The organism is Brevundimonas sp., from assembly GCF_032107865.1.
In the GTDB taxonomy this organism is placed as follows: Bacteria; Pseudomonadota; Alphaproteobacteria; order Caulobacterales; family Caulobacteraceae; genus Brevundimonas.
This window is the reverse complement of record NZ_DAMCNG010000029.1, coordinates 1-20,839: the sequence shown is the minus strand read 5'-3', so window position 1 is coordinate 20,839 and position 20,839 is coordinate 1. Positions and strand designations below refer to the sequence as shown.

Sequence of the window (20,839 nt, the reverse complement as noted above, 5' to 3'; positions counted from 1 at the left end):
CGACGCCGACCACGCCCAGCCCAGCGCCCAGCCACGCCGCGCGCGCCGCCTTCTGGCCCGAGGCGACGCGGAACAGGATCAGGTTCAGGAAGGCCAGGGCGGCGAAGATCACCGCCACGACGGCCGAGGCGATCTTTTCTTCTGAGGCGTAGACGAAGGCGTAGCTAATGGCGAAGGAGAACAGCCCCTGCCCCAGCGCCGCCAGATGCTGAGCCCGTGTCAGGGCCAGCCGCCCGCCCGTCGCCTTGACGGTGAGCGCCAGCAGGGCCGAGGCGATGCCGAACCGCAGCACCACCGAAATCACCGGATCGACGGCGCCGAGCTGGAAGGTGATGGCGTACCAGGTCGTGCCCCAGATCAGGGCGCAGATCCCGACGCCGCCGAAGGCCAGCATGGCCGGCGACGAGAACCGCGACGATGCATTTTCGGATTGGGGAGCTTCAGACTGTGACACGCCGGCGACTCGGTCGAAACGAAACGGGAACTTCCGATAGCACCGCTTTATCCCTGCCGTCTCTCTACTGTTGCAGCCTTATGTGACGCTGGCGCGTTCTGCTAAGCTAGCCGCTCATGAAGGATAAGCTGATGCGCCTGCTTCTTGCCCCCCTCGTCCTGGTTCCGGCTCTGATGGCCGCAGCCTGCTCCACCCTGCCGGAGGCTTCCGACAACATGACTGAAGTCCAGGTCAGCGCCCTGTATCGCGAGCGCATCATGCTGCCGCCGGGCCATGTGCTGACCGTCAAGGTCGAGGACGTCAGCCGCGCAGACGCCCCCGCCCGCGTCGTCGCCGAGACGACCCAGCGTCTGGATGGCCGCGCCCCGCCCTACGCCGTCACCCTGTCGGTGCCGAACGACAAGATCGACAGCCGCATGGAATACGCCGCGCGCGCCGAAATCCGCGATCCGTCCGGCGCCCTGCGCTTCACCACCGACACGCGCCATTCGGTGCTGACGCGCGGCGCGCCGAACAGCGTCGAGATCGTCATGGTGGGCGTGCGCTAAGCCTTGAGCGGCCTCGCCAAACGATCGGTGCTGCTGTCCGGCCACGCCACCTCGGTGGCGCTGGAGCCTGAGTTCTGGGCCGTACTGGACGCCATCGCGGCCGAGCTGACGCTCAGTCGGTCCGGCCTGCTGATCCGCATCGACGCCTGGCGGGGCCGCCGCCCGCTGGCCTCCGCCTGCCGCATCCTGGCCCTGCAATGGACCGGCGGCGACCGCAGTTTCGCAGAAGAGAAGACGCCATGAGCGACGCCCGCCTAGACAAGAACCGCCTGATCCCCGCCGCCGTCTTCGGCGGACTGTTGGCCGTGGGCCTGATCGGCGGCGGCGCCCTGATCGGTCAGGGCGTGGTCAACGCCCGCGCGGGCGACCGCTCCGTCACCGTGCGCGGCCTGGCGGAAAAGGACGTGAAGGCCGATCTGGCCGTCCTGCCGATCCGTTTCACAACCTCAGGCGACGTATTGTCCGAGGTGCAGGCGCGCATCGACGGCGATTTGGCCATCGTGCGCCAGTTCCTGAAGGCGCAGGGCTATCCCGACGACGCCGTGGACCTGGGTCAGTTGGGCGTGGCCGACACCCGCTCACGCGAATACGCCAGCCAGACCGGCGGGCCGCGCTTCATCCTGACCCAGACGGTGATCGTGCGCACCACAGACGTCGACCGGGTGCAGACCACCACCCGCAACCTGAACGACCTGGTGCGCCAGGGCGTAGTACTGCAGGATTTCAACGGCCCGTCCTACATCTTCACCAAGCTGAACGACGTGCGCCCCGCCATGATCGCCGAGGCCACCGCCGCCGCCCGCAGCGGCGCGGAACAGTTCGCCAAGGACTCCGGCGCTCCGTTAGGGCCGATCAAGACGGCGGGACAGGGGTCGTTCGAAATCCTGTCGCGCGACGGCACGGGCGACGAAGCCAGCAGCCCGAACAAGAAGGTGCGGGTCGTCACGACGATCAGCTATCGCCTGAAGTAATTTACACGGCGAAGGGATCAGGACGCGGTCAGATAGGCCGCCAGCACGACGGCGTCGTTGTGCGTCTCATCCCTGGCGCCATAGACCAAGGTCGCCGGTCCCTTGGACAGCGCGTCTTTCAGCGTCGAGACGGTCTCGGGGTTGGCCTCCAGCTCCGCGCGATAGCGGCGCTGAAACTCCGCCCATTTCTGCGGATCGTGACCGAACCACTGCCGCAGCTCCGTCGTCGGCGCGATCTCCTTCAGCCACAGATCGACGCGGGCCTTGTCCTTGCTCAGCCCGCGCGGCCACAGTCGATCCACCAGAATACGTGTGCCGTCCGCATCCGACGGCGGCTCATAGACGCGCTTCAGGACGACTTTCACGGCCTCACGCCTTGGGCTCGGGCGCGGCCACCTGCGGCGGCTCGGTCGGGCTGGGCAGTTCGGGCGGCGCGGGACGGTCCGGCACGTCGGGCAGGCGCGGCGCCGGCACATTGATGTCCACGTTCAGGTTGGGCGTTTCAGGCCGCATCGACCCGCCGCGCCCCAGCAGAAACCACGCCAGCACGGCGACGACCACCACCAGGGCGCCCACGATGAAGGCGAGACCGACGTTCCCACCGCCGCTGGAACTGTTCGCCATCAGACGCTCCTCCCTTGCTGGCCCTGTCAGCCGCAAAACGGCGCTCGCTGTTCACGGTTCCAACCACAGATCGTGCGAATGGGACTGACTTTGGCCGCTGTGCTGCTTATGTTCTCCCTTTGAGATTCCGGCGGCTCGCCCGCCCTTCCCGTCGCCGCCCGAGTATCCGCCCCTGTGACCGACCTGCCCGCTCCCCGCATTTCCGACCTCGCCCGCGCCCAGACTCCGCAAAGCGCGGCGGCCGACTATCTGTCGGGCCTGAACCCCGAGCAGCGCGAGGCGGTGGAGACGACCGAGGGGCCGGTGCTGGTGCTGGCGGGCGCCGGCACGGGCAAGACGCGCGTCCTGACCACCCGTCTGGCGCACATCCTGGCGACCGGCCGGACCAAGCCGTGGGAACTGCTGGTGGTCACCTTCACCAACAAGGCCGCGCGCGAGATGCGCGAGCGGATCGGCCATCTGATCGGCCCCTCGGCCGAGGGCCTGCGCTGGCTGGGCACCTTCCACTCGGTCGCGGCGCAGATCCTGCGGCGCCATGCGGAACTGGTCGGACTGAAGTCCAGCTTCACCATCCTCGACAACGACGATCAGGAACGGCTGCTGAAGCAGCTGCTGGAAGCCGCCAACATCGACACCAAGCGGTTCACGCCCAAGTCGCTGGCCCATATGATCGACCACTGGAAGAACCGCGGCTGGACGCCCGACAAGCTTCCGCCGGGCGAGGACTTCGCCAACGGCAAGGGCCCGGCGCTGTACGCCGCTTATCAGGCGCGGCTGGCGACGTTGAACGCCTGCGACTTCGGCGACCTGCTGCTTCACAACATCACCATCCTGTCCAAACATGCTGATCTGGCGGAGGAATATCGCCGCCGGTTCCGCTATATTTTGGTGGACGAGTATCAGGACACCAACGTCGCCCAATATCTGTGGCTGCGGCTGCTGACGTCGTCGACCGGCAACGTCTGCTGCGTCGGCGACGACGATCAGTCGATCTACGGCTGGCGTGGGGCCGAGGTGGACAACATCCTGCGCTTCGAGCGCGACTTCCCCGGCGCCAAGGTCATCCGGCTGGAGCGCAACTATCGCTCGACCAAGCACATCCTCGGCGCCGCCTCGGCCCTGATCGCGGCCAATCAGGACCGGCTGGGCAAGACCCTGTGGACCGAGGACGACAGCGGCGACAAGGTGCGCGTGCGCGGCGTCTGGGACGGCGAGGCCGAGGCCCGCCTGATCGCCGATGAGATCGAGACCGCGCGAAAGCAGGGCATGAATTACAAGGACATGGCCGTTCTTGTTCGCGCGTCATTCCAGATGCGGGCGTTTGAAGAACGCTTCCTGATGCTGGCCATTCCCTATGTCGTCATCGGCGGGCCGCGCTTCTTCGAGCGGGCGGAAATCCGCGACGCCCACGCCTATCTGCGGCTGATCCAGTCCGAGGACGACGATCTGGCGTTCGAGCGCATCGTCAACGTCCCCAAGCGCGGCATCGGCGACACCTCGGTCCAGAAGATCCTGCACATCGCGCGCGAGAACGGCGTCTCGGCCATGCAGGCGGTGCGCCACCTGATCACGACGGATGAGCTTCAGGCGCGCACCCGCACGCCGCTGGCCAACTTCGTGCGCGATCTGGACCGCTGGCGCGACCTGATGGCGATGGGCACGCCCCACTGGCAGGTGACGGAGACCCTGCTGGACGAGAGCGGCTACACCGCCATGCAGAAGGCCGACCGCACCAGCGGCCAGACGCGCTTGGACAACCTGAAGGAACTGACCCAGTCGATGCAGTCGTTCGAGACGCTGCAGGCCTATCTGGAGCATGTTTCACTGGTCATGGATCTGGAGCGCCGCGACGAGAACGCCGATGGTTCGGGCTCGGTGCAGATCATGACGCTGCACGGCGCCAAGGGGCTGGAGTTCCCGCTGGTCTTCCTGCCGGGCTGGGAGGAAGGCGTCTTCCCCAGCCAGCGCAGCATCGACGAGAAGGGCGTGAAGGGGCTGGAGGAGGAACGCCGCCTGGCCTACGTCGGCGTCACCCGCGCCAAGCAGGACGCGCGCATCAGCTTCGCCGCCAACCGCATGGTCTATGGCCGCTGGACGTCTCAGTTGCCCAGCCGTTTTGTCGATGAACTGCCGATCGCCCACGTCGAGCCGCAGTCGGACACCGGCTATTACGGCGCCTCGACCGGGATGAAGGAGGCCAAGAGCCGCTGGGACGACGCCCCCTCCTTCGGCGGCAGCTATTCCAGCCCCGGCTGGAAGCGCGCCCAGACCTATACCGCCGCCCAGACGCCCAAGCCCGCCTATGCCCGCCGCGCGGTGATCGAGGGCGAAGGCCGCCTGATCGCCACGGCTGATCCCAAGGCGGCGTCCGGCTGGGCGCGGGGCGACCGCGTCTTCCACCAGAAGTTTGGCTACGGCGCCGTCCGCGCAGTAGAGGGCAACAAGCTGGTCGTGAGCTTCGACAAGGCGGGCGAGAAGAAGGTCATCGACACCTTCGTGGAAAAGGCGCCCTAGGCGCGCCGTCCTCGAGGGGGGAAGGACTCCCACAGCCCCGTCGCCATCAGAACGACGGTCGACGCCATCGTCAGCGCCAGCGGCGACCAGCCTCGCCCGATCACGAAGACGGTCCCCAGGATCGCCACGCCGATCACGCGCGGCCACGCCACCTTGCCCCAGATGCTGAAGACCGACAGGGATGTGCCCAGCAGGAACAGCAGCGGCCCGCCGATCAGCACGGCCGCACTCGCCGCGCCCGCCACGCCCAACGGGTGCGCCAGGGCCAGTTCATCGCCGACCGCCGTCACCACGATCCCCGCCACCACGATGATCGGGCAATAGGTATAGGTTCTTCGAGCGATGGCGCCGGGGTCCGCGGCGTGGCTGATGGTTTCCGACCCTGCCTCGTGCGCCTCGCTGAAGAACAGCCACCACATGGCGATGGTGGTGACGAAAGCGGACACGAAGGCCGCTGCCACCGGCGGCGTCCAGTCCAGCTCCGCGAACGTCGCTCCGGTGATGATGATCGATTCGCCCAGGCAGATGATGACGAACAGACCCACGCGCTCGGCCAGGTGCGCGCCCTCGACGTCCCAGTCCGTCGTACTGGATCGGCCCAGCCCCGGCACGAAGAAGGCCAACGCCGGACCTATGAACTCCAGCGCCAGGGCGACCAGCCAGATCAGCAGCCGCGTCTGCCCCTCGGCCAGGCCGCCGCTGATCCAGAACACGGCGCCCAGCAGGGCCCATAGCGATATCCTCTGGAAATTCGCCCTTTGCGTCGGCGAACCGCGCACCGCCCACAGGGTGAACAGGCTGCGCCCCACCTGAATGGCGGCGAAGGCGCAGGCGAACGTCAGCCCCCTGTCGCCGAACGCCGTGGGCAGGGACATCGACATGACCAGCCCCGCCGCCATCAGAACGAACATCATCAGCCGCACGGGACCGCGCTCGGGGTCCAGCCAGTTGGTGATCCAGCTGGTGTCGATCCATACCCACCAGACCGCCGCCAGCAGGACGGCCGCCTCCAGCGCGCCCAGCGGCGTCAGGTGCGCCAGCAGCAGATGGCTGACCTGGGTGATGGCGAAGACAAAGACGAGATCGAAGAATAGCTCGACAAAGCTGACCCGTGCATGCTCTCCGGGCCGTCGAACGCGCATCAGACTAGCGGCCATGCCCCACCCTTCCTTAACCCTGTTCCGCGAACGTGCGCCCGTGCGCGCCGTTCGTCCAGAATCCCAGACATCCTCGATCGCGCCGCGCCTTTGGGAGCAGGTCGCGGCGGCCTTCATCCTGTTCCTTCTGACCGGGGCGCTGATCGGCCCCATCTTTGCGCCGCAGCAGCAAGAACTTCCGGCGCTTCGACTGATCTGGCCGCCAGTTTATCTGGTCATACTGGGCCTGATGGCGGTTCGCGCGCGCCAGATGGCGGCGGCCTGGCCCGCCTTCATCCTCGTGGCCCTGATGGTCATCCTGGCCCTGTCGTCCGGCCTATGGTCCCAGGCGCCGGACGTAACCCAGCGACGGGTTCTGGCCCTGGCCCTGACCGGCTGCTTCTCCATCTATCTCGGCGTCGCATTCCGGGGCGCGGAACTGCCGCGCCTGCTGACCTGGACCTTCCTCGCCCTCGGCGTCGGCAGCCTGGTCGCCGTCTTCCTGTTTCCCAGCCTGGGCGTCCATCACAGCGCCAACGCCGGGTTGTGGCGCGGCCTGTGGTACGAAAAGAACCACATGGGGATGATCATGGCAGTCGGCCTGATCGCCGCCTCGGCCCTGCTGGCGGCGGGCGCGCCGCAGGATCGGCGCATCGCCGTGGCCGCCATCGGCGTCTGCGCGCTGGCTCTGCTGGGCTCGCAGTCCAAGACAGCCCTGATCATGGCCATGCTGGGCGGCGGGCTGATCGCCATGTGCCGCCTGATCGCGCGCATCGGGCCGGTGTTCGGGGTCGTCGTCGTATGGAGCCTGGGGCTGACCGCCGTCATCAGCCTGTGGATCTGGAGCCAGTACTCCGTCGAAATCCTGGCCTTGTTCGGCAAGGATCCGACCCTGACCGGCCGCACCGAGATCTGGGCCGCGATCGAGCGTATGGCGGCGCAGAGACCCTGGCTCGGCTATGGCTACGGCGCCTTCTGGGTGCTGGATACCGAGCCGATGGAGTGGATCCGCCACGAGACCGGCTGGCGCGTGCCCTCGGCGCACCACGGCTGGCTGGACCTGCGTGTTCAGCTGGGCTGGGCGGGGACATGGCTGGTCGGCGCGGTCATCGCCTTGACCTCGGCCGCTGTGCTGTTTCGTCTCTCAAGTCTGGGGCGGCGCGAGGGATACTGGAGCCTGGCCTATCTGGCCGCCTTCCTGCTGCTCAGCGTGTCGGAAAGCGTCTTGATGAGCCATCAGGATCTGCCCTGGACCCTGTTCGTCGCGGTTCTGGCGCGCAATCTGGTTTCCGGCCGCACGACCTGACGCGGGCCTTGCCCCCGCCGTCTTCGAAGCCTACCAGACCCTGCCCCGAATCGCCGCAAAATACCCTGATGGACGATCTGTTTTCCAACCTCGACGACGCCGAACCGGCCAAGCCCGCCGCCCCTGCCCCGGCCCCCGCGGCGGCGACGCCTCCGGTCGCGGCCCAGCCGGCGCCCCCCGTGCATCAGCCCAAGGTCGAGCTGACGTCGCACGCCAGCGCCGCGACGGCGGCCGCCACCGGCTATTCCGCGTCCTCGATCGAGGTGCTGGAGGGACTTGAGCCCGTCCGCAAGCGCCCCGGCATGTACATCGGCGGCACCGACGAGCGCGCCCTGCACCATCTGTTCGCCGAAGTGCTCGACAATGCGATGGACGAAGCCGTCGCCAAGCACGCCAAGCTGATCACCGTCGACCTGGACGCCGAGGGCTATCTGTCGGTGCGCGACGACGGGCGCGGCATTCCGGTCGACCCCCACCCCAAGCACCCCGGCAAGTCGGCGCTGGAAGTCGTCATGACGGTGCTGCACTCGGGCGGCAAATTCTCGGGCAAGGCCTATGAGACATCGGGCGGCCTGCACGGCGTCGGCGTCTCGGTCGTCAACGCCCTGTCGGAAAGCCTGGACGTCACCGTCTGGCGCGACGGCTTCGAATGGCGTCAGTCCTTCAGTCGCGGCCTGTCGCAAGGCCCGATCCAGCAGGTCGGCCCGTCCAAGAAGAAGGGCACCCTGATCCGGTTCAAACCGGACGATCAGATCTTCGGCGCCGGCGCGACCTTCAAGCCCGCCCGCCTGTTCCGCATGGCCCGGGCCAAGGCCTATCTGTTCCGCGGCGTCGAGATCAAATGGACCTGCGCGCCCGAACGCATCACCGACCAGACGCCCGCCCAGGCGACGCTGCACTTCCCCGGCGGTCTGGCCGACGCCCTGGCCGAGCGCGTGGGCGAGCTGGAAACCGTCACCCCCGTCTTCGCCGGGCGCGTCGAGCGCAAGGGCGAGGCAGGCGCCCTGGAATGGGCTGTCACCTGGTCGCCGATCGGATTCGGCGATGCGGACAGCTTCGTCGCCTCCTACTGCAACACCGTCTCGACGCCTGACGGCGGCACGCATGAGGCGGGCTTCCGCGCCGCCCTGGTCAAGGGTCTGAAGGCCTATGGCGAGCTGATCAACGAGAAGCGCGCCGCCCAGATCACGGCCGAGGACGTCATCGCCAATGCGGGGGCCCTGATCTCGGTCTTCATCCGCAATCCGGAATTCCAGGGCCAGACGAAAGACCGCCTGTCCTCGCCCGAGGGCCAGCGCCTGACGGAACAGTTGCTGCGCGACCCGTTCGACCACTGGCTGACCGAAAGTCCGAAACAGGCCAACGCCCTGCTCGGCTTTGTCGTCGACCGCGCCGAGGACCGCCTGCGCCGCCGCAAGGACAAGGAAGTCCAGCGCGCCGCCGCCACGCGCAAGCTGCGCCTGCCCGGCAAGCTGTCGGACTGCTCACGGCAAGCCGCCGAGGGCACCGAACTGTTCATCGTCGAGGGCGACTCGGCTGGCGGATCGGCCAAGCAGGCGCGCGACCGCACCACACAGGCCATCCTGCCCCTGCGCGGCAAGATCCTGAACGTCGCTTCGGCCACGGCGGACAAGCTGCGCGCCAACGTCGAACTGTCCGATCTGGCGCTGGCGCTAGGCGTCCAGCCCGGCGCCCGGTTCAACATCGAAGACCTGCGCTATGAGCGTATCGTCATCATGACCGACGCCGACGTGGACGGCGCCCACATCGCGGCCCTGCTGATCACCTTCTTCTACCGCTCCATGCCCGAGACGATCCGTCAGGGTCGCCTGTTCATGGCGCTGCCGCCGCTCTATCGCATCAGCGCAGGCCCGCTGTCGGAATACGCCCGCGACGACGCCCACCGCGACGAGCTGCTGGCCACCGTGTTCAAGGGCAAGAAGGTCGAGATCGGCCGGTTCAAGGGCCTGGGCGAGATGATGGCCTCCCAGCTGAAGGAGACCACCATGGACCCGAAGAAGCGGACCCTGGCGCGCGTGTCCCTGCCCGACAGCGAGGAAGAGATCGAGGATCTGGTCGAGCGCCTGATGGGCCGCAAGGCCGAGGCCCGCTATCAGTTCATCCAGGAAAACGCCCGCTTCGCCCAGGCCGACCTGGACGTCTGAGCAAGCAATCCGCCGTCACCCTCGCGGTGACGGCGGGCTGAACTTCGCTAGCCGATCATCCGGCCGACGGTGTCGTCCTTCCAGATGAAGCGGTGGACCAGCACCATCAGGATGTGGCCCGCGATGGCGGCCAGCAGCACCCAGGCCAACAGGCCGTGGGCGGCGTTGGCCGGCGCGGTCATCCACGATACTTCGGCCCAGCCGCCATCGATCAGGCGCACGCCGAAGACGTCCAGCGGCTTGCCCGATCCATACTGCCGCAGCAACGCCAGCGCCGGGACGATCAGCATCAGGGCGTAGAGCGCCAGATGCCCGACCTTGGCCGCCAGCCCCCAGAAGCCGCCGCCGTGCGCCGGCCGCGTCTTCATGTTGTAGAGGCCCCACAGGGCGCGCACCACGATCAGGGTCAGCAGGATGACGCCGATCCCCTTGTGCGTGCCGACCCAGAAGGCGGTGATCGGCGCCTTGCCGACGATGATCTTCACCGCCATGCCCGTGAACTGCCACGTCAGCAGCAGCGCCATCGCCCAGTGCAGCCCGCGCGTGACGGCGCCATATCGGAACCCGTCATCTCTCCACTGCGTCGCCATTGGAGCCTCCCCTCGCTGATAACGAGTCTCAAACACGATTCGAGGCGGAATCCGTCGCCGAATCCCGCCTCGCAAATTGTCGCAGCCGAAGGTTCTAAGGCTTAGGGAGCCTTCACGCCGTCGTCGTCGGCCTGGGTGCGCTTGTCATAGACGTGGTCGACGATGCCCCAGGCCTTGGCTTCCTCGGCGGTCATGAAGTGGTCGCGGTCCAGGGTGCGCTCGACTTCCTCATAGGTCCGGCCGGTGTGCTGGACGTAGATTTCGTTCAGGCGACGCTTGGTGGCGATGATGTCCTCGGCGTGGCGCTCGATGTCCGAGGCCGTGCCGCGGAAGCCGCCCGAGGGCTGGTGCACCATGACGCGGGCGTTCGGCAGGGCGATGCGCTGGCCCGCCTCACCGGCCGTCAGGATCAGCGAACCAGCCGAGGCGGCCATGCCCATGACCACGGTCGAGACCGGCGACTTGATGTATTGCATGGTGTCGTAGATCGCGAGCGCCGAGGTCACCTGACCGCCGGGGCTGTTGATGTACATGCTGATTTCCTTCTTCGGGTTTTCCGATTCCAGGAACAGCAGCTGGGCGCAGATCAGCGAGGCCATGCCGTCCTCGAACGGGCCGGTCAGGAAGATGATCCGCTCACGCAGCAGGCGCGAAAAGATGTCGAACGACCGTTCGCCGCGGCTGGATTGCTCCACCACCATCGGCACCAGGTTGTTGGAGATGTAGTCGATCGGATCGCGCATGGGAGCCTTCTTCACATTCTGCCGACGCGACTCGCTGTCACCGCCGTATGCAGGGAGATATCGCCACCCAGGCGGCTGTGCGCAAGACCAGCAAAGATCGAGAAGTCATGCCTTCAAGGCTCATCGACCTCGAGGCCTTCATTCTGTTTTCGATCCCGCGCCATCAGGCGTCGCAGCTCTGCCAACTGATGGCTCGCCGCCGACTGATTGAGTTCCGCTGCATAAAGCGCCTTCAGATAGGCCTTGTCCCAGTCTGTAAGCCCCTGGACTTCCGCGTTTGCGAAGAGCCCCAGAACGGAATCATAACCGTTCACATCGGCGTCGGGATCCACCTGCGCCAAGGCGACCATAGCGGCGTAGTCGGCAAGTTGCTGAAAATTCAGACCTTCGGCATGCACCAAGTCCAGGATGATGATGACCCAGCTCAGATCGTTCCGAATGGCGGTCCGTAGTCGGCTGGCGCCGATGCGTGAGTTCATCGTCGGCGCCCGCTCATCCGGCATGCGAGCCGCTCGCTGCCCCGTGTCTGAGTCAGTAGGCGTGCTGACGTGCCACCAACGCACGGCGCGATCACCCTGCTGGAAGGCTGTGAGCGCCGCTCGACTGCGATTCATCCCTGATCCGCCGGGCAAGAAGACGCTTCGACGTTCCTCGACCAGCCCACGCGCCATGGCGGCGCCATCTGACGCGCCGATGATCAGGATGTTGGGCCGGCACCCTGGCTCTCCGGGATTGAGGCCGATGCCGAGCGCGGCCTGGGACACGCGATCAGCGACATACTGAGCCTCTTCTCCCCTAATGTTGGCTACGCCTACGCAAATTCGGTCCCGCCAACGCGCCGGCCCGCGCCCGGTCGGAGGCGCAGCGATCTCATCAATAAAATGCCGAACCTGATCGTCGATGCGCCCCCCCTGCACGACGACATCCTCAACCTGGGTAGCCGCCTCCGGCTCCTGGGGCGCGCTCCCCGCCAAGGCCAAGCCCATCAGCATCGCCAGAAACGCCATCACCCCACCCTTGAAAAATATCGTTCGATAAACACTGTTCGATAGATATCAGAAAATGGTCGTGATGCAGGCTTAAATTCCGAATTTTAAATCCACGCACGACGATCCGTCCGTACGAAGGCGCGGAAAACCCGCCAAAAGAAAAACCCCGCGCCATGAATGGCGCGGGGTCATCATCAGACTAAGACCGAAGCTAGAATCAGGCCTCGTCTTCTTCCTTCATCAGCTCATCCTTGGAGATGGCTTCGTCCTTCACCTCGGCGACCGAAACGATCAGGTCAACGACCTTCTCTTCATAGATCGGCGCGCGCAGCTGGGCGGCGGCGTTCGGGTTTTGGCGGTAGAAGTCCAGCACCATCTTTTCCTGACCCGGATAGTTGCGGGCCTCAGCCATGATGGCGTTCGACAGTTCCTGATCCGTCACGCCGACGTTGTTGGCGCGACCGATTTCAGCCAGGACCAGACCCAGGCGCACGCGGCGCTCGGCGATCTTCTTGTACTCGGCCTTCAGTTCGTCTTCCGACTTCTTGGCGTCTTCTTCCGGCAGCTGGCCGGCATCCTTGTCGGCCGAAACCTGGGCCCAGATGCCTTCGAACTCGGCGTCGACCATCTTCGGCGGCAGGGCGAAGTCGTGGCCTTCGTCCAGCACGTCCAGCAGGGCGCGCTTCAGCTTGAAGCGGGTGGCGCCGGCGTATTGCTGGTTCAGGTTGGACTTCAGCAGTTCCTTCAGCTGGTCCAGCGACTCCAGGCCGATGCGCTTGGCGAACTCGTCGTCGATCTTGGATTCGACCTCGGCCTTGATGGCCTTGACGGTGACGTCGAAGGTCGCGGCCTTACCGGCCAGGTGCTTGGCCTGGTATTCTTCCGGGAAGGTCACTTCGATGGTCTTCTCTTCGCCGACCTTGGCGCCCTTGAGCTGCTCTTCGAAGCCGGGGATGAAGCGGTTCGAACCGATAACCAGGTCGGCGTCGGTGGCGGCGCCGCCGTCGAAGGCCTCGCCGTCGATCTTACCCAGGAAGTCGATGGTCAATTGGTCGCCGTCGGCGGCCTTGACCGTCTTGCCCTTCTTGTCCTCGTAGGACTTGGCTTGCGAGGCCAGTTCCTTCAGCGCCTCGTCCAGATCCTCTTCCGAGGCCTCATAGGTCGGGCGGGTCAGCTTCAGGGTCTTGGGGTCGACCGGAGTGAATTCCGGCATGACTTCCAGCGACATTTCATAGGCCAGGTCTTCCTGACCGGCGATGACCTTGTCCATGTCGGAGGTCAGGTTCATCTCGGCCGGAGCGGCCGGACGCAGCTTCAGCTCGTCCAGAGCGCCCTGGCTGGTCTCGTTCAGCGAGGCGTTGATGATTTCGCCCATGAAGTCACGGCCGAAGGTCTTCTTGACGTACGAGGCAGGCACCTTGCCCGGACGGAAGCCTTTCAGCTTCATCTGGGGAGCCACTTCCTTGATGCGGGCTTCGAGCTTCTCATTCAGCTCTGCGACTGGAATGGTCACCGCGATCACGCGGCTGAGGCCTTCGTTCGACTTTTCGACGACTTGCATGGTCGGGTATCTGACGCTCTGTGGCGACGCCGCAAAGGCGCGCGGTGGATAAAGCAACAGGGCCGCCCCTTTCGGGAGCGGCACCTCGGAGCCCGCCCTTATGTCGAGAAGGGGCCGAAACGTCAACGCAACGCGGTTCCTTTGTAGGCATCGGGCCGCTATCTCATGACGCATGAGCCAGCCTTCAGCCCCCATCGGCGTCTTCGTCACGCCCGTAACGCCGCTTCAGCAGAACTGCACGACGGTCTGGTGCACGCAGACGAAGAAGGCCGCCGTCATCGATCCCGGCGGGTCGGTCGACGCCATTCTGGGCGAGGTCGCGCGGCGCGGACTGACGCTGGACGCCATCTGGATCACCCACGGACACCTGGACCACGCGGGCGCCGCCGCCGAGATGCAGGAAAAGACCGGCCTCGACATCGTCGGCCCGCACCTTGAGGACCAGTTCTGGATCGATCTGATTCCGACACAGGGCCAGAAGTACGGCCTGCCCGAGGCGCGCAGCTTCACCCCCACGCGGTGGCTGGACGACGGCGACGTGCTGACGCTGGGCGAGACGACGTGGGAGGTCTTCCACTGCCCCGGCCACACGCCCGGCCATGTGATCTTCTTCAACCGCGAGGCCCGCTTCGCCCAGGTCGGCGACGTGCTGTTCCAGGGCTCGGTCGGGCGCACCGACTTCCCGCGCAGCGACCATCAGGCCCTGCTGACGGCGATCACCACCAAGCTGTGGCCGCTGGGCGATGACGTGACCTTCGTGCCGGGCCACGGACCGCATTCGACGTTCGGAGCCGAGCGGCGCAGCAACCCCTTCGTCTCGGATCAGGCGATGCAGGCGGCGCCGATCGCGCGCCCTGCCTCCGGCCCGGCCTGATTCAGCGCGCGGCCAGCAGGCCGATCAGAACGCCGATCCCGAGCGCATAGAGCGTCATGCGGATCGGCTCATCGCGAATCGCCTCGCAGGCCTGAGAGCCGCGATGGCGCGCCCAGTCGCGCACCTCGGCCGCATCCTCGCGCACGGCCCGACGCAAGGGACGCGGACGCGCGCCTCTCGCCAGAATCTCATCGGCGGCCCCTTCAAGGCGGTCGCTGCGCGTCGAGCGGCCCTCGGTGATGTCTTCAGGCGAAGGGGCGCCGTCGGCGCGTGGGGTCGGGTCGTTAGAAACCGGCATGGGCTGAACTCCTGAATTCTGCACTCAGAGCCTCGATGAACCCGCCGGAATCGTCACGGTTCCGCCGTGCGAAGGGGAGTTCAGTTCGTGTCCGCCGAACAGGGTTTTAATCCTTTCTCGGAACCTCCGCGCCGGCGCCGGGTTCTTTTGCGCAAGCGCCACCGTCTACGAAAGGAACATCTGAAATGACCGAAGGTCAGCCCACCCGCGGCTCCGGTGTTTCCAAGCGAGGCTTCGCCTCCATGGACCCGGAACGTCAGCGCGAAATCGCTCGCAAGGGCGGCGCGAGCGTGCCCAGCGAGAAGCGCAGCTTCTCTCAGGACCGCTCCCTCGCGGCCCAGGCCGGACGCAAGGGGGGCGAAGCCTCTCACGGCGCACGGAACAAGACCGGCCAGGATCCGGCGCCGCCGAAACGCTGATCGCTGCGATCGATTTCAGAACTTTTCGACGGCGTGGGAAACCTCGCCGTTTTTCTTTGCCTGACAGGCGGAGCGGTGCAGTCAGCAGGCCAGAAGAGCCAGGGCCACGCGCGGCGCCTCGCTGACCTCGAACGCCTCGACGCGCCAGCCGGCGGCTTCGGCCAAGGCGCGCACGCGGGCCTCGTCGAACTTGCGCGAGTTCTCGGTGTGGATCGTCTCGCCCTGCGCCAAACGGAAGACCAGCTTGCCCAACCGCACCGTCATGGGGCGAAGGGCCTCCAGATGCATCTCCATCCGCGCCTCAGCCGCGTTCCAGACGGCGCGATGAGCAAAGGCGCCCAGGTCGAAGTCGGCGCCCAGGTCGCGGTTGGCGCGCGCCAGGACATTCAGATTGAAGCGGGCCGTCACCCCCTCGGCGTCGTCATAGGCGGCGATCAGGGTCGAGGGTTCCTTGATCAGATCGACGCCCAGAATGAACAGGGCGGCCGGCCCCAGCATGTCGCGCATGCCGCGCAACAGGGCCTCGGCCGTCTCCGGCGCCAGATTGCCGATGGTCGAGCCAGGGAAGAAGCCGACGCGGCGTCCCTGCCCTGCCTCAGGCGGCAGGACGCCCAAGTGTTCGAAGTCGCCGACGATAGGCAGCACTTTCAAGTCGGGATAGGCCTGCCTCAACCGCGCGGCCGCCTCATCCAGCGCCGACGGGCTGATGTCGATGGGAACATAGGCCGCCAGGTCAGGCGCGGCGTCCAGCACGATGCGCGTCTTCTCGCTGGCGCCTGATCCCAGCTCCACCAACACCGCGCCCCTGCCGAAGCGGTCGGCCCAGTGCGGGGCCACCCGACGCAACAGAGCCGCCTCCTGCCGGGTCGGATAGTATTCCGGCAGGCGGGTGATGGCCTCAAACAACGCCGACCCGCGCGCGTCATAGAACCATTTCGGCGGCAGGCTCTTGGGCGACGACGCCAGGCCCGCGACCAGATCGCGGCGGAAGGCCTCGTGCTCGTCGTCGGTCTCGTCGCATCGGGCGTCGTCGCCAGGGGCGGCGGCGAGGCGGACGCCCGCGAAGGCCCAGCGCTGATCCGGGTAGAAGAAGTTGCGATAGGTCGGCCGCTCATGTCCCGGCGCCGTGGCGAAGGCGCCGCCGCGCAGCACCATCTGATTGGCCATGAACTTGCCGTTGTACTCGGCCGCCGTGCCCACGGTCGGGCGAAAGCCGGGGTAAGGGGCATAGGCGCTGGCGGTCCACTGCCACACCTCGCCAGCCAGGTTGGAGAAGGCGTCGGGGCGGCAGCGCGCCGCATGCTCCCACTCCGCCTCTGTCGGCAGACGCCGACCCGACCACCGCGCGAAGGCGTCGGCCTCGTAGAAGCTGACGTGTCGCACCGGCGCAGCGGGATCGACGGGGCGTCGGCCCGCCAGCGTCGTGACCGTCCAGCCCTCCCCTTCCTCTCGTCGCCAGTAAAGGGGCGCTGTCCAGCCGCGCGCCTGGACCGCCGCCCAGCCGTCGCTCAACCACAGCTCGGGCCGCGCGTAGCCGCCGTCATCCATGAAGGCCAGCCAGTCGCGGTTGGTCGTCAGGTCGGCGGCCAGCACAAACGGCTCCAGCCAGACGCGATGCGCGGGCCGCTCATTGTCGAAGGCGAAACCGTCGCCGGAAGCGCCCATCTCGATCAGACCGCCCTCGAACGCCTGCCAGCCGCCGCGCGCCGGTTGCCGCGACGCCGCCGCGCGCGGCTCGTCCTCATAGACCGCCGGGTCCAGCGGCGAACGGGACATCAGATGCAGCAGATCCATCAGGAACAGCTCCTGATGTTGCTGTTCGTGATGGAGGCCCAGCTCGAACAGGTAGCGCTCCAGCCCCTCCAGCGGGGCTGAGACGTCGGCCAGGCGCGCCTCCATCCTGCGGTCGATCTCAGTGCGATAGGCCATGACCTCGGCCAGCGACGGGCGCGTCATCAGACCTCGCTCATCGCGACCGATGCGGTCGCCGAGCGCCTCATAATAGGAGTTGAAGACCTGCTTCAGCCGAGGGTCGACCGGCTCATAGCCCGGCCTGTCCAACAGCATGGTTTCGAAGAACCAGCTCACATGGCCCAGGTGCCACTTGCCCGGACTGGCTTCGGCCATCGACTGGGCTTGAAGGTCTTCAGCCGACAGGGGTGCGGACAGGGCGGGCAGCACCGCGCGCACGCGACGGTAACGGTCGATATCCCCGGCGACGCGCGCCGGCCTGCGCTGCGTTCCGGCCATGATCCCGCCTGCCCCTGGGTGAGTGTTCGCTGTGGTCACCCTGTAGAAATGCAACCTGAGACGAGGCGGTTCCGCGTGATTGAAACCCGTCGCCGCGCGCCTTCACGGTCCTGTTTCAGAGGAACAGTCACGATCAGAGGGCGTTCTGTTTCGATCCAGTCGCCGAAACGGCGCAGGTTTTTCAGGATCCCGCCGCATGCCCGAAGTTCGCATGCCAGAGGGGCCGAACGCCATCGAGCCCCCGCCATCGCCGCCCCCGCTTGACCGGGCGCCGGATCTGGCCGACCCGGCCAACTGGCGCGCCATGCTGGCCTGCCAGATACCGGCGCTGAGAGCCTTCGCCTTTTCACTGGCGCGCAACCGGGCGGATGCGGACGACCTGGTTCAGGAAACCCTGGCCAAGGCCTGGGCGCATCGGGCGCGGTTCGAGACGGGGACCAATCTGCGGGCCTGGCTGTTCACCATACTGAGGAACAGCTGGTACACAGGCGCCGCCCGCCGTCGACGCGAAGTCGCCGACGAAGAAGGCCGTCACGCCGCCAGCCTGACCTCCGAGGCCAACCAGGAATGGACCGCCGAGCTGACGGCGCTTCAGCAGGCGCTGAACACCCTGCCGCCCGAACACCGCGAGGCCATCATCATGGTCGGCGCCGCCGGGCTTTCCTATCAGGAAGCGGCCGATATCGCCGGTTGTGCCGTAGGCACGGTCAAGAGCCGGGTCAATCGCGCGCGGCGCCGCCTGGCCCTGCTGCTGGCGCACGAACTCCCGCTCGGCGACACAGAAAATAATGAGGATGACGACAGCTAGCGGAGGGAACGGAGGAAACGGCGAAGGGGTTCAATTCCCGATCTCAGGAGAGCCGTAATGAAGACTCCGCAACGCCCCCCCGCTCCCGAAGCCCCGCGCACGGGCAAACGCGGCTTCATGGACTGGCTGTTCGGTCGCACGCCGCCGCCGCCCAGCAAGGCCAGCTCCAACCTCTATCTGGGCGACATCGTTGACGGCGACTTCAGTTCGCCCTCGGTCCACCATCATCACAAACGTCCGCCCAGCGACGAGTTATGAGCCGGGCGACAGCCTAGCGTCCCGCCCGCGCGGCGTATTCCAGCCGGGCGATGGTGCGGTTATGCACCTCGTCCGGACCGTCGGCGATGCGCAGGGTCCGCACCATGGCGTAGATTTCGGCCAGCGGCGTGTCGCCCGACACCCCGGCTCCGCCGAACGCCTGAATGGCGTCGTCGATGACCTTCAGCGCCATGCGCGGCGCGGCGACCTTGATCTGGGCGATCTCGGACTTGGCGCCCTTGGCCCCGACTTCGTCCATCATCCAGGCGGCCTTCAGCACCAGCAGACGGCACATCTCGATATTGGTGCGCGCCTCGGCCACTCGCTGCTCCCACACCGAATGCTCGGCGATGGTCTTGCGGAAGGCGGTCCGGCTGAGCAGGCGGTCGACCATCAACTCCAGCGCCTTCTCGGCCGCGCCGATGGTGCGCATGCAGTGATGGATGCGGCCCGGCCCCAGGCGGCCCTGGGCGATCTCGAAGCCGCGCCCCTCGCCTGCGATCAGGTTGGAGGCGGGAACGCGGACGTTCTCCAGCACCACCTCGGCGTGGCCGATCGGCGCCTCGTCGTAACCGAACACCGACAGCATCCGCTCAACGCGGAAGCCGGGCGTATCGACCGGGACGATGATCTGGCTCTGCTGCTGGTGAACGGCGGCGTCGGGATCGGTCTTGCCCATGACGATGGTCACGGCGACGTTCGGGTGCGCCATATTGGTCGACCACCATTTACGGCCGTTGATAACGTAGTGGTCGCCGTCGCGCTCGATCCGGGTCTGGATGTTGGTGGCGTCGGATGAGGCCACCTCAGGCTCGGTCATCAGGAAGGCCGAACGGATTTCGCCCGCCATCAAGGGCTTGAGCCACCGCTCCTGCTGGGCGGCGTCGCCGTACATGTGCAGGACTTCCATATTGCCGGTGTCGGGCGCGTTGCAATTGAACGCCTCGGCCGACCACAGCGCCCGCCCCATCAGCTCCGCGATGGGGGCGTATTCCAGGTTCGACAGTCCCGCCCCATGCTCGCCCGGCAGGAACATGTTCCACAGGCCCTCGGCCTTCGCCTTGGCCTTCAGCGCCTCCATCACCGGCGGCTGACGCTTGGGATCAGCGCGCACCTGGGCGCGATACTCCGCCTCGCGCGGCAGAACCTCCGCCTCCATGAATCGACGCACCCGCTCGCGCCAGTGTTCGCCCCGCTCGCTCAGCCGGAAATCCATCTACGCCTCTCCCTACATGAAAACGGCGCGGCCCCGTCGGAGCCGCGCCGTTGAACATCAAGCCTCAGCCCGCCGTCAGCCCTTGAGCAGCGGCGCCAGCTTCTGGGCGATCATCATGTCGCCCGCGATCTTCAGCTTGCCCTGCATGAAGGCCATCATCGGGTCCAGGCGACCCTCGGCCAGGGCGACGAAGTCGTCCCACTTGATCGAGACGGTGGCGTCAGCCGGCTTGTCGTCGTTGCTGACGGTGTTCGGAGCCGAGGCGCCGTCGATGAAGATCTTGCCGTCATCGCCGAAGTCCAGCTTCACGGTCTTGCCCAGACCCGAGTTTTCGCCGACGGCGGCGCGGATCTTGTCGGTGGCGAGGGCCAGATCGGCCATGTGCGTCTCTCCCGTTGAGAAGTTGAACCACACGCCTAACCCGCGCGCCGAGCGGCGCCAAGATCACGCAAGGGAAGGCGCGCACCGAAGCTCACCTATCGCGCCGGTTCCATCACTATGGCCCAGCTTACATGAGTTTGCCTTCGTCCCGGTCAGGAAGGCCTAAAAGCAGTGAGTTTGCGTAACAAGGACTCGCCAATGACTCGCCTGCTCACTCCGGAGGAAGTTCGCCTGGATCAGTTGTGGCGCGAGCACTTCGGCCAGCCCCTGCCCATGATCGGCGCCCCTGAGGTCGCCCGGCGCATCCTTCGTCAGCACGGCGTGGCCGTGCGCCGCCCCAGCGAAGCCAAGGCCAGCGGCCCTTCGGAGGGCCGCGACTGACGTCTGATTTTCGGAAAGAATTCTGGCGGAGACGGAGGGATTCGAACCCTCGGTACCCCTTACAGGGTACGACGATTTAGCAAACCGTTGCCTTCAGCCACTCGGCCACGTCTCCGGCAGGCCGCGTGGATAGCGAGTCGCGCGACGCTTCGCAATGCGGAACTGACACCCTTTGTGTTAACCCGGCATAAGAGTGGCATGTGACACGGAGTTCGCACCTCATTTTGCTCGATATCGGGAAAAAGACTTGGCTATCATCCCTGCTGACACTCTGGGCTCCGCGACCGAAGGCGCACGCGCGAATCGCGCAGCGCGGGTCGAATCGCGGGCGCCGGCGGCGGAGGCAGGGCGTG

The 20,839-nt window shown here is 66.5% G+C and carries 23 protein-coding genes and 1 tRNA gene; 11 read left to right on the top strand and 13 right to left on the bottom strand.

Features of this window, described 5'->3' with window-relative positions; translation table 11 throughout:
• A partial coding sequence (locus RT567_RS04685; RefSeq protein WP_313574675.1) for a DMT family transporter occupies positions 1-454 on the bottom strand: 454 nt, incomplete at its 3' end.
• A gap of 131 nt (positions 455-585) precedes the next feature.
• Between RT567_RS04685 and RT567_RS04680 the strand changes: the two genes are divergently transcribed.
• From RT567_RS04680 to RT567_RS04670, 3 genes are read left to right on the top strand one after another with little or no spacing between them, the layout of a single operon-like run.
• A complete protein-coding gene (locus RT567_RS04680; RefSeq protein WP_313574673.1) occupies positions 586-1,002 on the top strand; it encodes a YbaY family lipoprotein in 417 nt (138 codons plus the stop codon).
• 3 nt (positions 1,003-1,005) lie between these two features.
• On the top strand, positions 1,006-1,245 hold the full coding sequence (locus tag RT567_RS04675) for a ribbon-helix-helix domain-containing protein (RefSeq protein WP_312052651.1): 240 nt from the start codon (positions 1,006-1,008) through the stop codon (positions 1,243-1,245).
• Complete coding sequence (locus RT567_RS04670; protein ID WP_313574671.1) at positions 1,242-1,973, top strand: SIMPL domain-containing protein; 732 nt, start codon at positions 1,242-1,244, stop codon at positions 1,971-1,973. The genes RT567_RS04675 and RT567_RS04670 overlap by 4 nt, the downstream gene beginning before the upstream one ends.
• 17 nt (positions 1,974-1,990) lie before the next feature.
• Here the strand turns inward: RT567_RS04670 and RT567_RS04665 are convergent, their stop codons facing one another.
• Both RT567_RS04665 and RT567_RS04660 read right to left on the bottom strand, forming a co-directional pair.
• Positions 1,991-2,338: a DUF488 domain-containing protein gene (locus RT567_RS04665; RefSeq protein WP_313574670.1), complete on the bottom strand. Its 348-nt coding sequence runs from the start codon at positions 2,336-2,338 to the stop codon at positions 1,991-1,993.
• A 4-nt stretch (positions 2,339-2,342) separates the two neighbouring features.
• Positions 2,343-2,597, bottom strand: coding sequence for a hypothetical protein (locus RT567_RS04660; protein ID WP_313574668.1), 255 nt, complete (start codon positions 2,595-2,597; stop codon positions 2,343-2,345).
• Between the two features lie 174 nt (positions 2,598-2,771).
• On the opposite strand from RT567_RS04660, the gene RT567_RS04655 reads away from it, so the two are divergent.
• On the top strand, positions 2,772-5,111 hold the full coding sequence (locus tag RT567_RS04655) for a UvrD-helicase domain-containing protein (protein ID WP_313574666.1): 2,340 nt from the start codon (positions 2,772-2,774) through the stop codon (positions 5,109-5,111).
• Here the strand turns inward: RT567_RS04655 and RT567_RS04650 are convergent.
• Positions 5,108-6,268: a low temperature requirement protein A gene (locus RT567_RS04650; protein ID WP_313574664.1), complete on the bottom strand. Its 1,161-nt coding sequence runs from the start codon at positions 6,266-6,268 to the stop codon at positions 5,108-5,110. The two genes, RT567_RS04655 and RT567_RS04650, sit on opposite strands and share 4 nt — an antisense overlap.
• Here RT567_RS04650 and RT567_RS04645 point away from each other — a divergent pair.
• On the top strand, positions 6,267-7,553 hold the full coding sequence (locus tag RT567_RS04645) for an O-antigen ligase family protein (protein ID WP_313574663.1): 1,287 nt from the start codon (positions 6,267-6,269) through the stop codon (positions 7,551-7,553). The genes RT567_RS04650 and RT567_RS04645 overlap by 2 nt on opposite strands.
• A gap of 68 nt (positions 7,554-7,621) precedes the next feature.
• Positions 7,622-9,718 carry a DNA topoisomerase IV subunit B gene (locus tag RT567_RS04640; RefSeq protein ID WP_313574661.1) on the top strand — a complete coding sequence of 699 codons (2,097 nt, stop codon included), beginning with the start codon at positions 7,622-7,624 and terminating at the stop codon, positions 9,716-9,718.
• A gap of 47 nt (positions 9,719-9,765) precedes the next feature.
• Here the strand turns inward: RT567_RS04640 and RT567_RS04635 are convergent, their stop codons facing one another.
• The 4 genes from RT567_RS04635 to tig form a co-directional block, all read right to left on the bottom strand.
• Positions 9,766-10,308 (bottom strand): cytochrome b, encoded by a 543-nt coding sequence (locus RT567_RS04635; RefSeq protein WP_313574659.1) that lies wholly within the window; start codon positions 10,306-10,308, stop codon positions 9,766-9,768.
• A gap of 101 nt (positions 10,309-10,409) precedes the next feature.
• Positions 10,410-11,051, bottom strand: coding sequence for an ATP-dependent Clp protease proteolytic subunit (locus RT567_RS04630; protein ID WP_003165321.1), 642 nt, complete (start codon positions 11,049-11,051; stop codon positions 10,410-10,412).
• 113 nt (positions 11,052-11,164) lie between these two features.
• Entirely contained in the window at positions 11,165-12,058 is an 894-nt protein-coding gene (locus tag RT567_RS04625) for a hypothetical protein (protein WP_313574657.1), read from the bottom strand.
• 199 nt (positions 12,059-12,257) lie between these two features.
• Positions 12,258-13,601 carry a trigger factor gene (gene tig, locus RT567_RS04620; protein WP_313574655.1) on the bottom strand — a complete coding sequence of 448 codons (1,344 nt, stop codon included), beginning with the start codon at positions 13,599-13,601 and terminating at the stop codon, positions 12,258-12,260.
• A gap of 172 nt (positions 13,602-13,773) precedes the next feature.
• Here tig and RT567_RS04615 point away from each other — a divergent pair, with 172 nt between their 5' ends.
• Positions 13,774-14,475 (top strand): MBL fold metallo-hydrolase, encoded by a 702-nt coding sequence (locus tag RT567_RS04615; RefSeq protein WP_313574653.1) that lies wholly within the window; start codon positions 13,774-13,776, stop codon positions 14,473-14,475.
• A 1-nt stretch (position 14,476) separates the two neighbouring features.
• Here the strand turns inward: RT567_RS04615 and RT567_RS04610 are convergent, their stop codons facing one another.
• Complete coding sequence (locus RT567_RS04610) at positions 14,477-14,773, bottom strand: hypothetical protein (protein ID WP_313574652.1); 297 nt, start codon at positions 14,771-14,773, stop codon at positions 14,477-14,479.
• A 185-nt stretch (positions 14,774-14,958) separates the two neighbouring features.
• On the opposite strand from RT567_RS04610, the gene RT567_RS04605 reads away from it, so the two are divergent.
• Positions 14,959-15,192 (top strand): general stress protein, encoded by a 234-nt coding sequence (locus RT567_RS04605; protein ID WP_125900964.1) that lies wholly within the window; start codon positions 14,959-14,961, stop codon positions 15,190-15,192.
• Between the two features lie 81 nt (positions 15,193-15,273).
• Here the strand turns inward: RT567_RS04605 and egtB are convergent, their stop codons facing one another.
• Positions 15,274-17,442, bottom strand: a complete 2,169-nt coding sequence (gene egtB / locus RT567_RS04600; RefSeq protein ID WP_313574650.1) for an ergothioneine biosynthesis protein EgtB — start codon at positions 17,440-17,442, stop codon at positions 15,274-15,276.
• 196 nt (positions 17,443-17,638) lie between these two features.
• Here egtB and RT567_RS04595 point away from each other — a divergent pair, with 196 nt between their 5' ends.
• A complete protein-coding gene (locus RT567_RS04595; RefSeq protein ID WP_313574648.1) occupies positions 17,639-18,250 on the top strand; it encodes a sigma-70 family RNA polymerase sigma factor in 612 nt (203 codons plus the stop codon).
• A 57-nt stretch (positions 18,251-18,307) separates the two neighbouring features.
• Entirely contained in the window at positions 18,308-18,508 is a 201-nt protein-coding gene (locus RT567_RS04590) for a hypothetical protein (protein WP_087138884.1), read from the top strand.
• Positions 18,509-18,521: 13 nt separating this feature from the next.
• Here RT567_RS04590 and RT567_RS04585 read toward each other — a convergent pair whose 3' ends face one another.
• Both RT567_RS04585 and RT567_RS04580 read right to left on the bottom strand, forming a co-directional pair.
• A complete protein-coding gene (locus RT567_RS04585; RefSeq protein WP_313574646.1) occupies positions 18,522-19,724 on the bottom strand; it encodes an acyl-CoA dehydrogenase family protein in 1,203 nt (400 codons plus the stop codon).
• A gap of 75 nt (positions 19,725-19,799) precedes the next feature.
• Positions 19,800-20,105: an SCP2 sterol-binding domain-containing protein gene (locus RT567_RS04580; RefSeq protein WP_024354161.1), complete on the bottom strand. Its 306-nt coding sequence runs from the start codon at positions 20,103-20,105 to the stop codon at positions 19,800-19,802.
• Between the two features lie 198 nt (positions 20,106-20,303).
• Here RT567_RS04580 and RT567_RS04575 point away from each other — a divergent pair, with 198 nt between their 5' ends.
• On the top strand, positions 20,304-20,486 hold the full coding sequence (locus RT567_RS04575) for a hypothetical protein (RefSeq protein ID WP_087138882.1): 183 nt from the start codon (positions 20,304-20,306) through the stop codon (positions 20,484-20,486).
• Between the two features lie 23 nt (positions 20,487-20,509).
• Here the strand turns inward: RT567_RS04575 and RT567_RS04570 are convergent.
• A tRNA-Ser gene (locus tag RT567_RS04570) sits at positions 20,510-20,601 on the bottom strand.
• Positions 20,602-20,839: the final 238 nt, after the last annotated feature.

Bases quoted from the DNA above. Each gene is read 5' to 3' on its own strand.
- RT567_RS04580 (WP_024354161.1), bottom strand. From the start codon at position 20,105: ATGGCCGATCTGGCCCTCGCCACCGACAAGATCCGCGCCGCCGTCGGC.
- RT567_RS04615 (WP_313574653.1), top strand. From the start codon at position 13,774: ATGAGCCAGCCTTCAGCCCCCATCGGCGTCTTCGTCACGCCCGTAACG.
- RT567_RS04670 (WP_313574671.1), top strand. From the start codon at position 1,242: ATGAGCGACGCCCGCCTAGACAAGAACCGCCTGATCCCCGCCGCCGTC.
- RT567_RS04680 (WP_313574673.1), top strand. From the start codon at position 586: ATGCGCCTGCTTCTTGCCCCCCTCGTCCTGGTTCCGGCTCTGATGGCC.
- RT567_RS04660 (WP_313574668.1), bottom strand. From the start codon at position 2,597: ATGGCGAACAGTTCCAGCGGCGGTGGGAACGTCGGTCTCGCCTTCATC.
- RT567_RS04625 (WP_313574657.1), bottom strand. From the start codon at position 12,058: ATGGCGTTTCTGGCGATGCTGATGGGCTTGGCCTTGGCGGGGAGCGCG.
- RT567_RS04630 (WP_003165321.1), bottom strand. From the start codon at position 11,051: ATGCGCGATCCGATCGACTACATCTCCAACAACCTGGTGCCGATGGTG.
- egtB (WP_313574650.1), bottom strand. From the start codon at position 17,442: ATGGCCGGAACGCAGCGCAGGCCGGCGCGCGTCGCCGGGGATATCGAC.
- RT567_RS04605 (WP_125900964.1), top strand. From the start codon at position 14,959: ATGACCGAAGGTCAGCCCACCCGCGGCTCCGGTGTTTCCAAGCGAGGC.
- RT567_RS04575 (WP_087138882.1), top strand. From the start codon at position 20,304: ATGACTCGCCTGCTCACTCCGGAGGAAGTTCGCCTGGATCAGTTGTGG.
- RT567_RS04640 (WP_313574661.1), top strand. From the start codon at position 7,622: ATGGACGATCTGTTTTCCAACCTCGACGACGCCGAACCGGCCAAGCCC.
- RT567_RS04610 (WP_313574652.1), bottom strand. From the start codon at position 14,773: ATGCCGGTTTCTAACGACCCGACCCCACGCGCCGACGGCGCCCCTTCG.
- RT567_RS04590 (WP_087138884.1), top strand. From the start codon at position 18,308: ATGAAGACTCCGCAACGCCCCCCCGCTCCCGAAGCCCCGCGCACGGGC.
- RT567_RS04585 (WP_313574646.1), bottom strand. From the start codon at position 19,724: ATGGATTTCCGGCTGAGCGAGCGGGGCGAACACTGGCGCGAGCGGGTG.
- tig (WP_313574655.1), bottom strand. From the start codon at position 13,601: ATGCAAGTCGTCGAAAAGTCGAACGAAGGCCTCAGCCGCGTGATCGCG.
- RT567_RS04650 (WP_313574664.1), bottom strand. From the start codon at position 6,268: ATGGCCGCTAGTCTGATGCGCGTTCGACGGCCCGGAGAGCATGCACGG.
- RT567_RS04645 (WP_313574663.1), top strand. From the start codon at position 6,267: ATGCCCCACCCTTCCTTAACCCTGTTCCGCGAACGTGCGCCCGTGCGC.
- RT567_RS04635 (WP_313574659.1), bottom strand. From the start codon at position 10,308: ATGGCGACGCAGTGGAGAGATGACGGGTTCCGATATGGCGCCGTCACG.
- RT567_RS04595 (WP_313574648.1), top strand. From the start codon at position 17,639: ATGCCCGAAGTTCGCATGCCAGAGGGGCCGAACGCCATCGAGCCCCCG.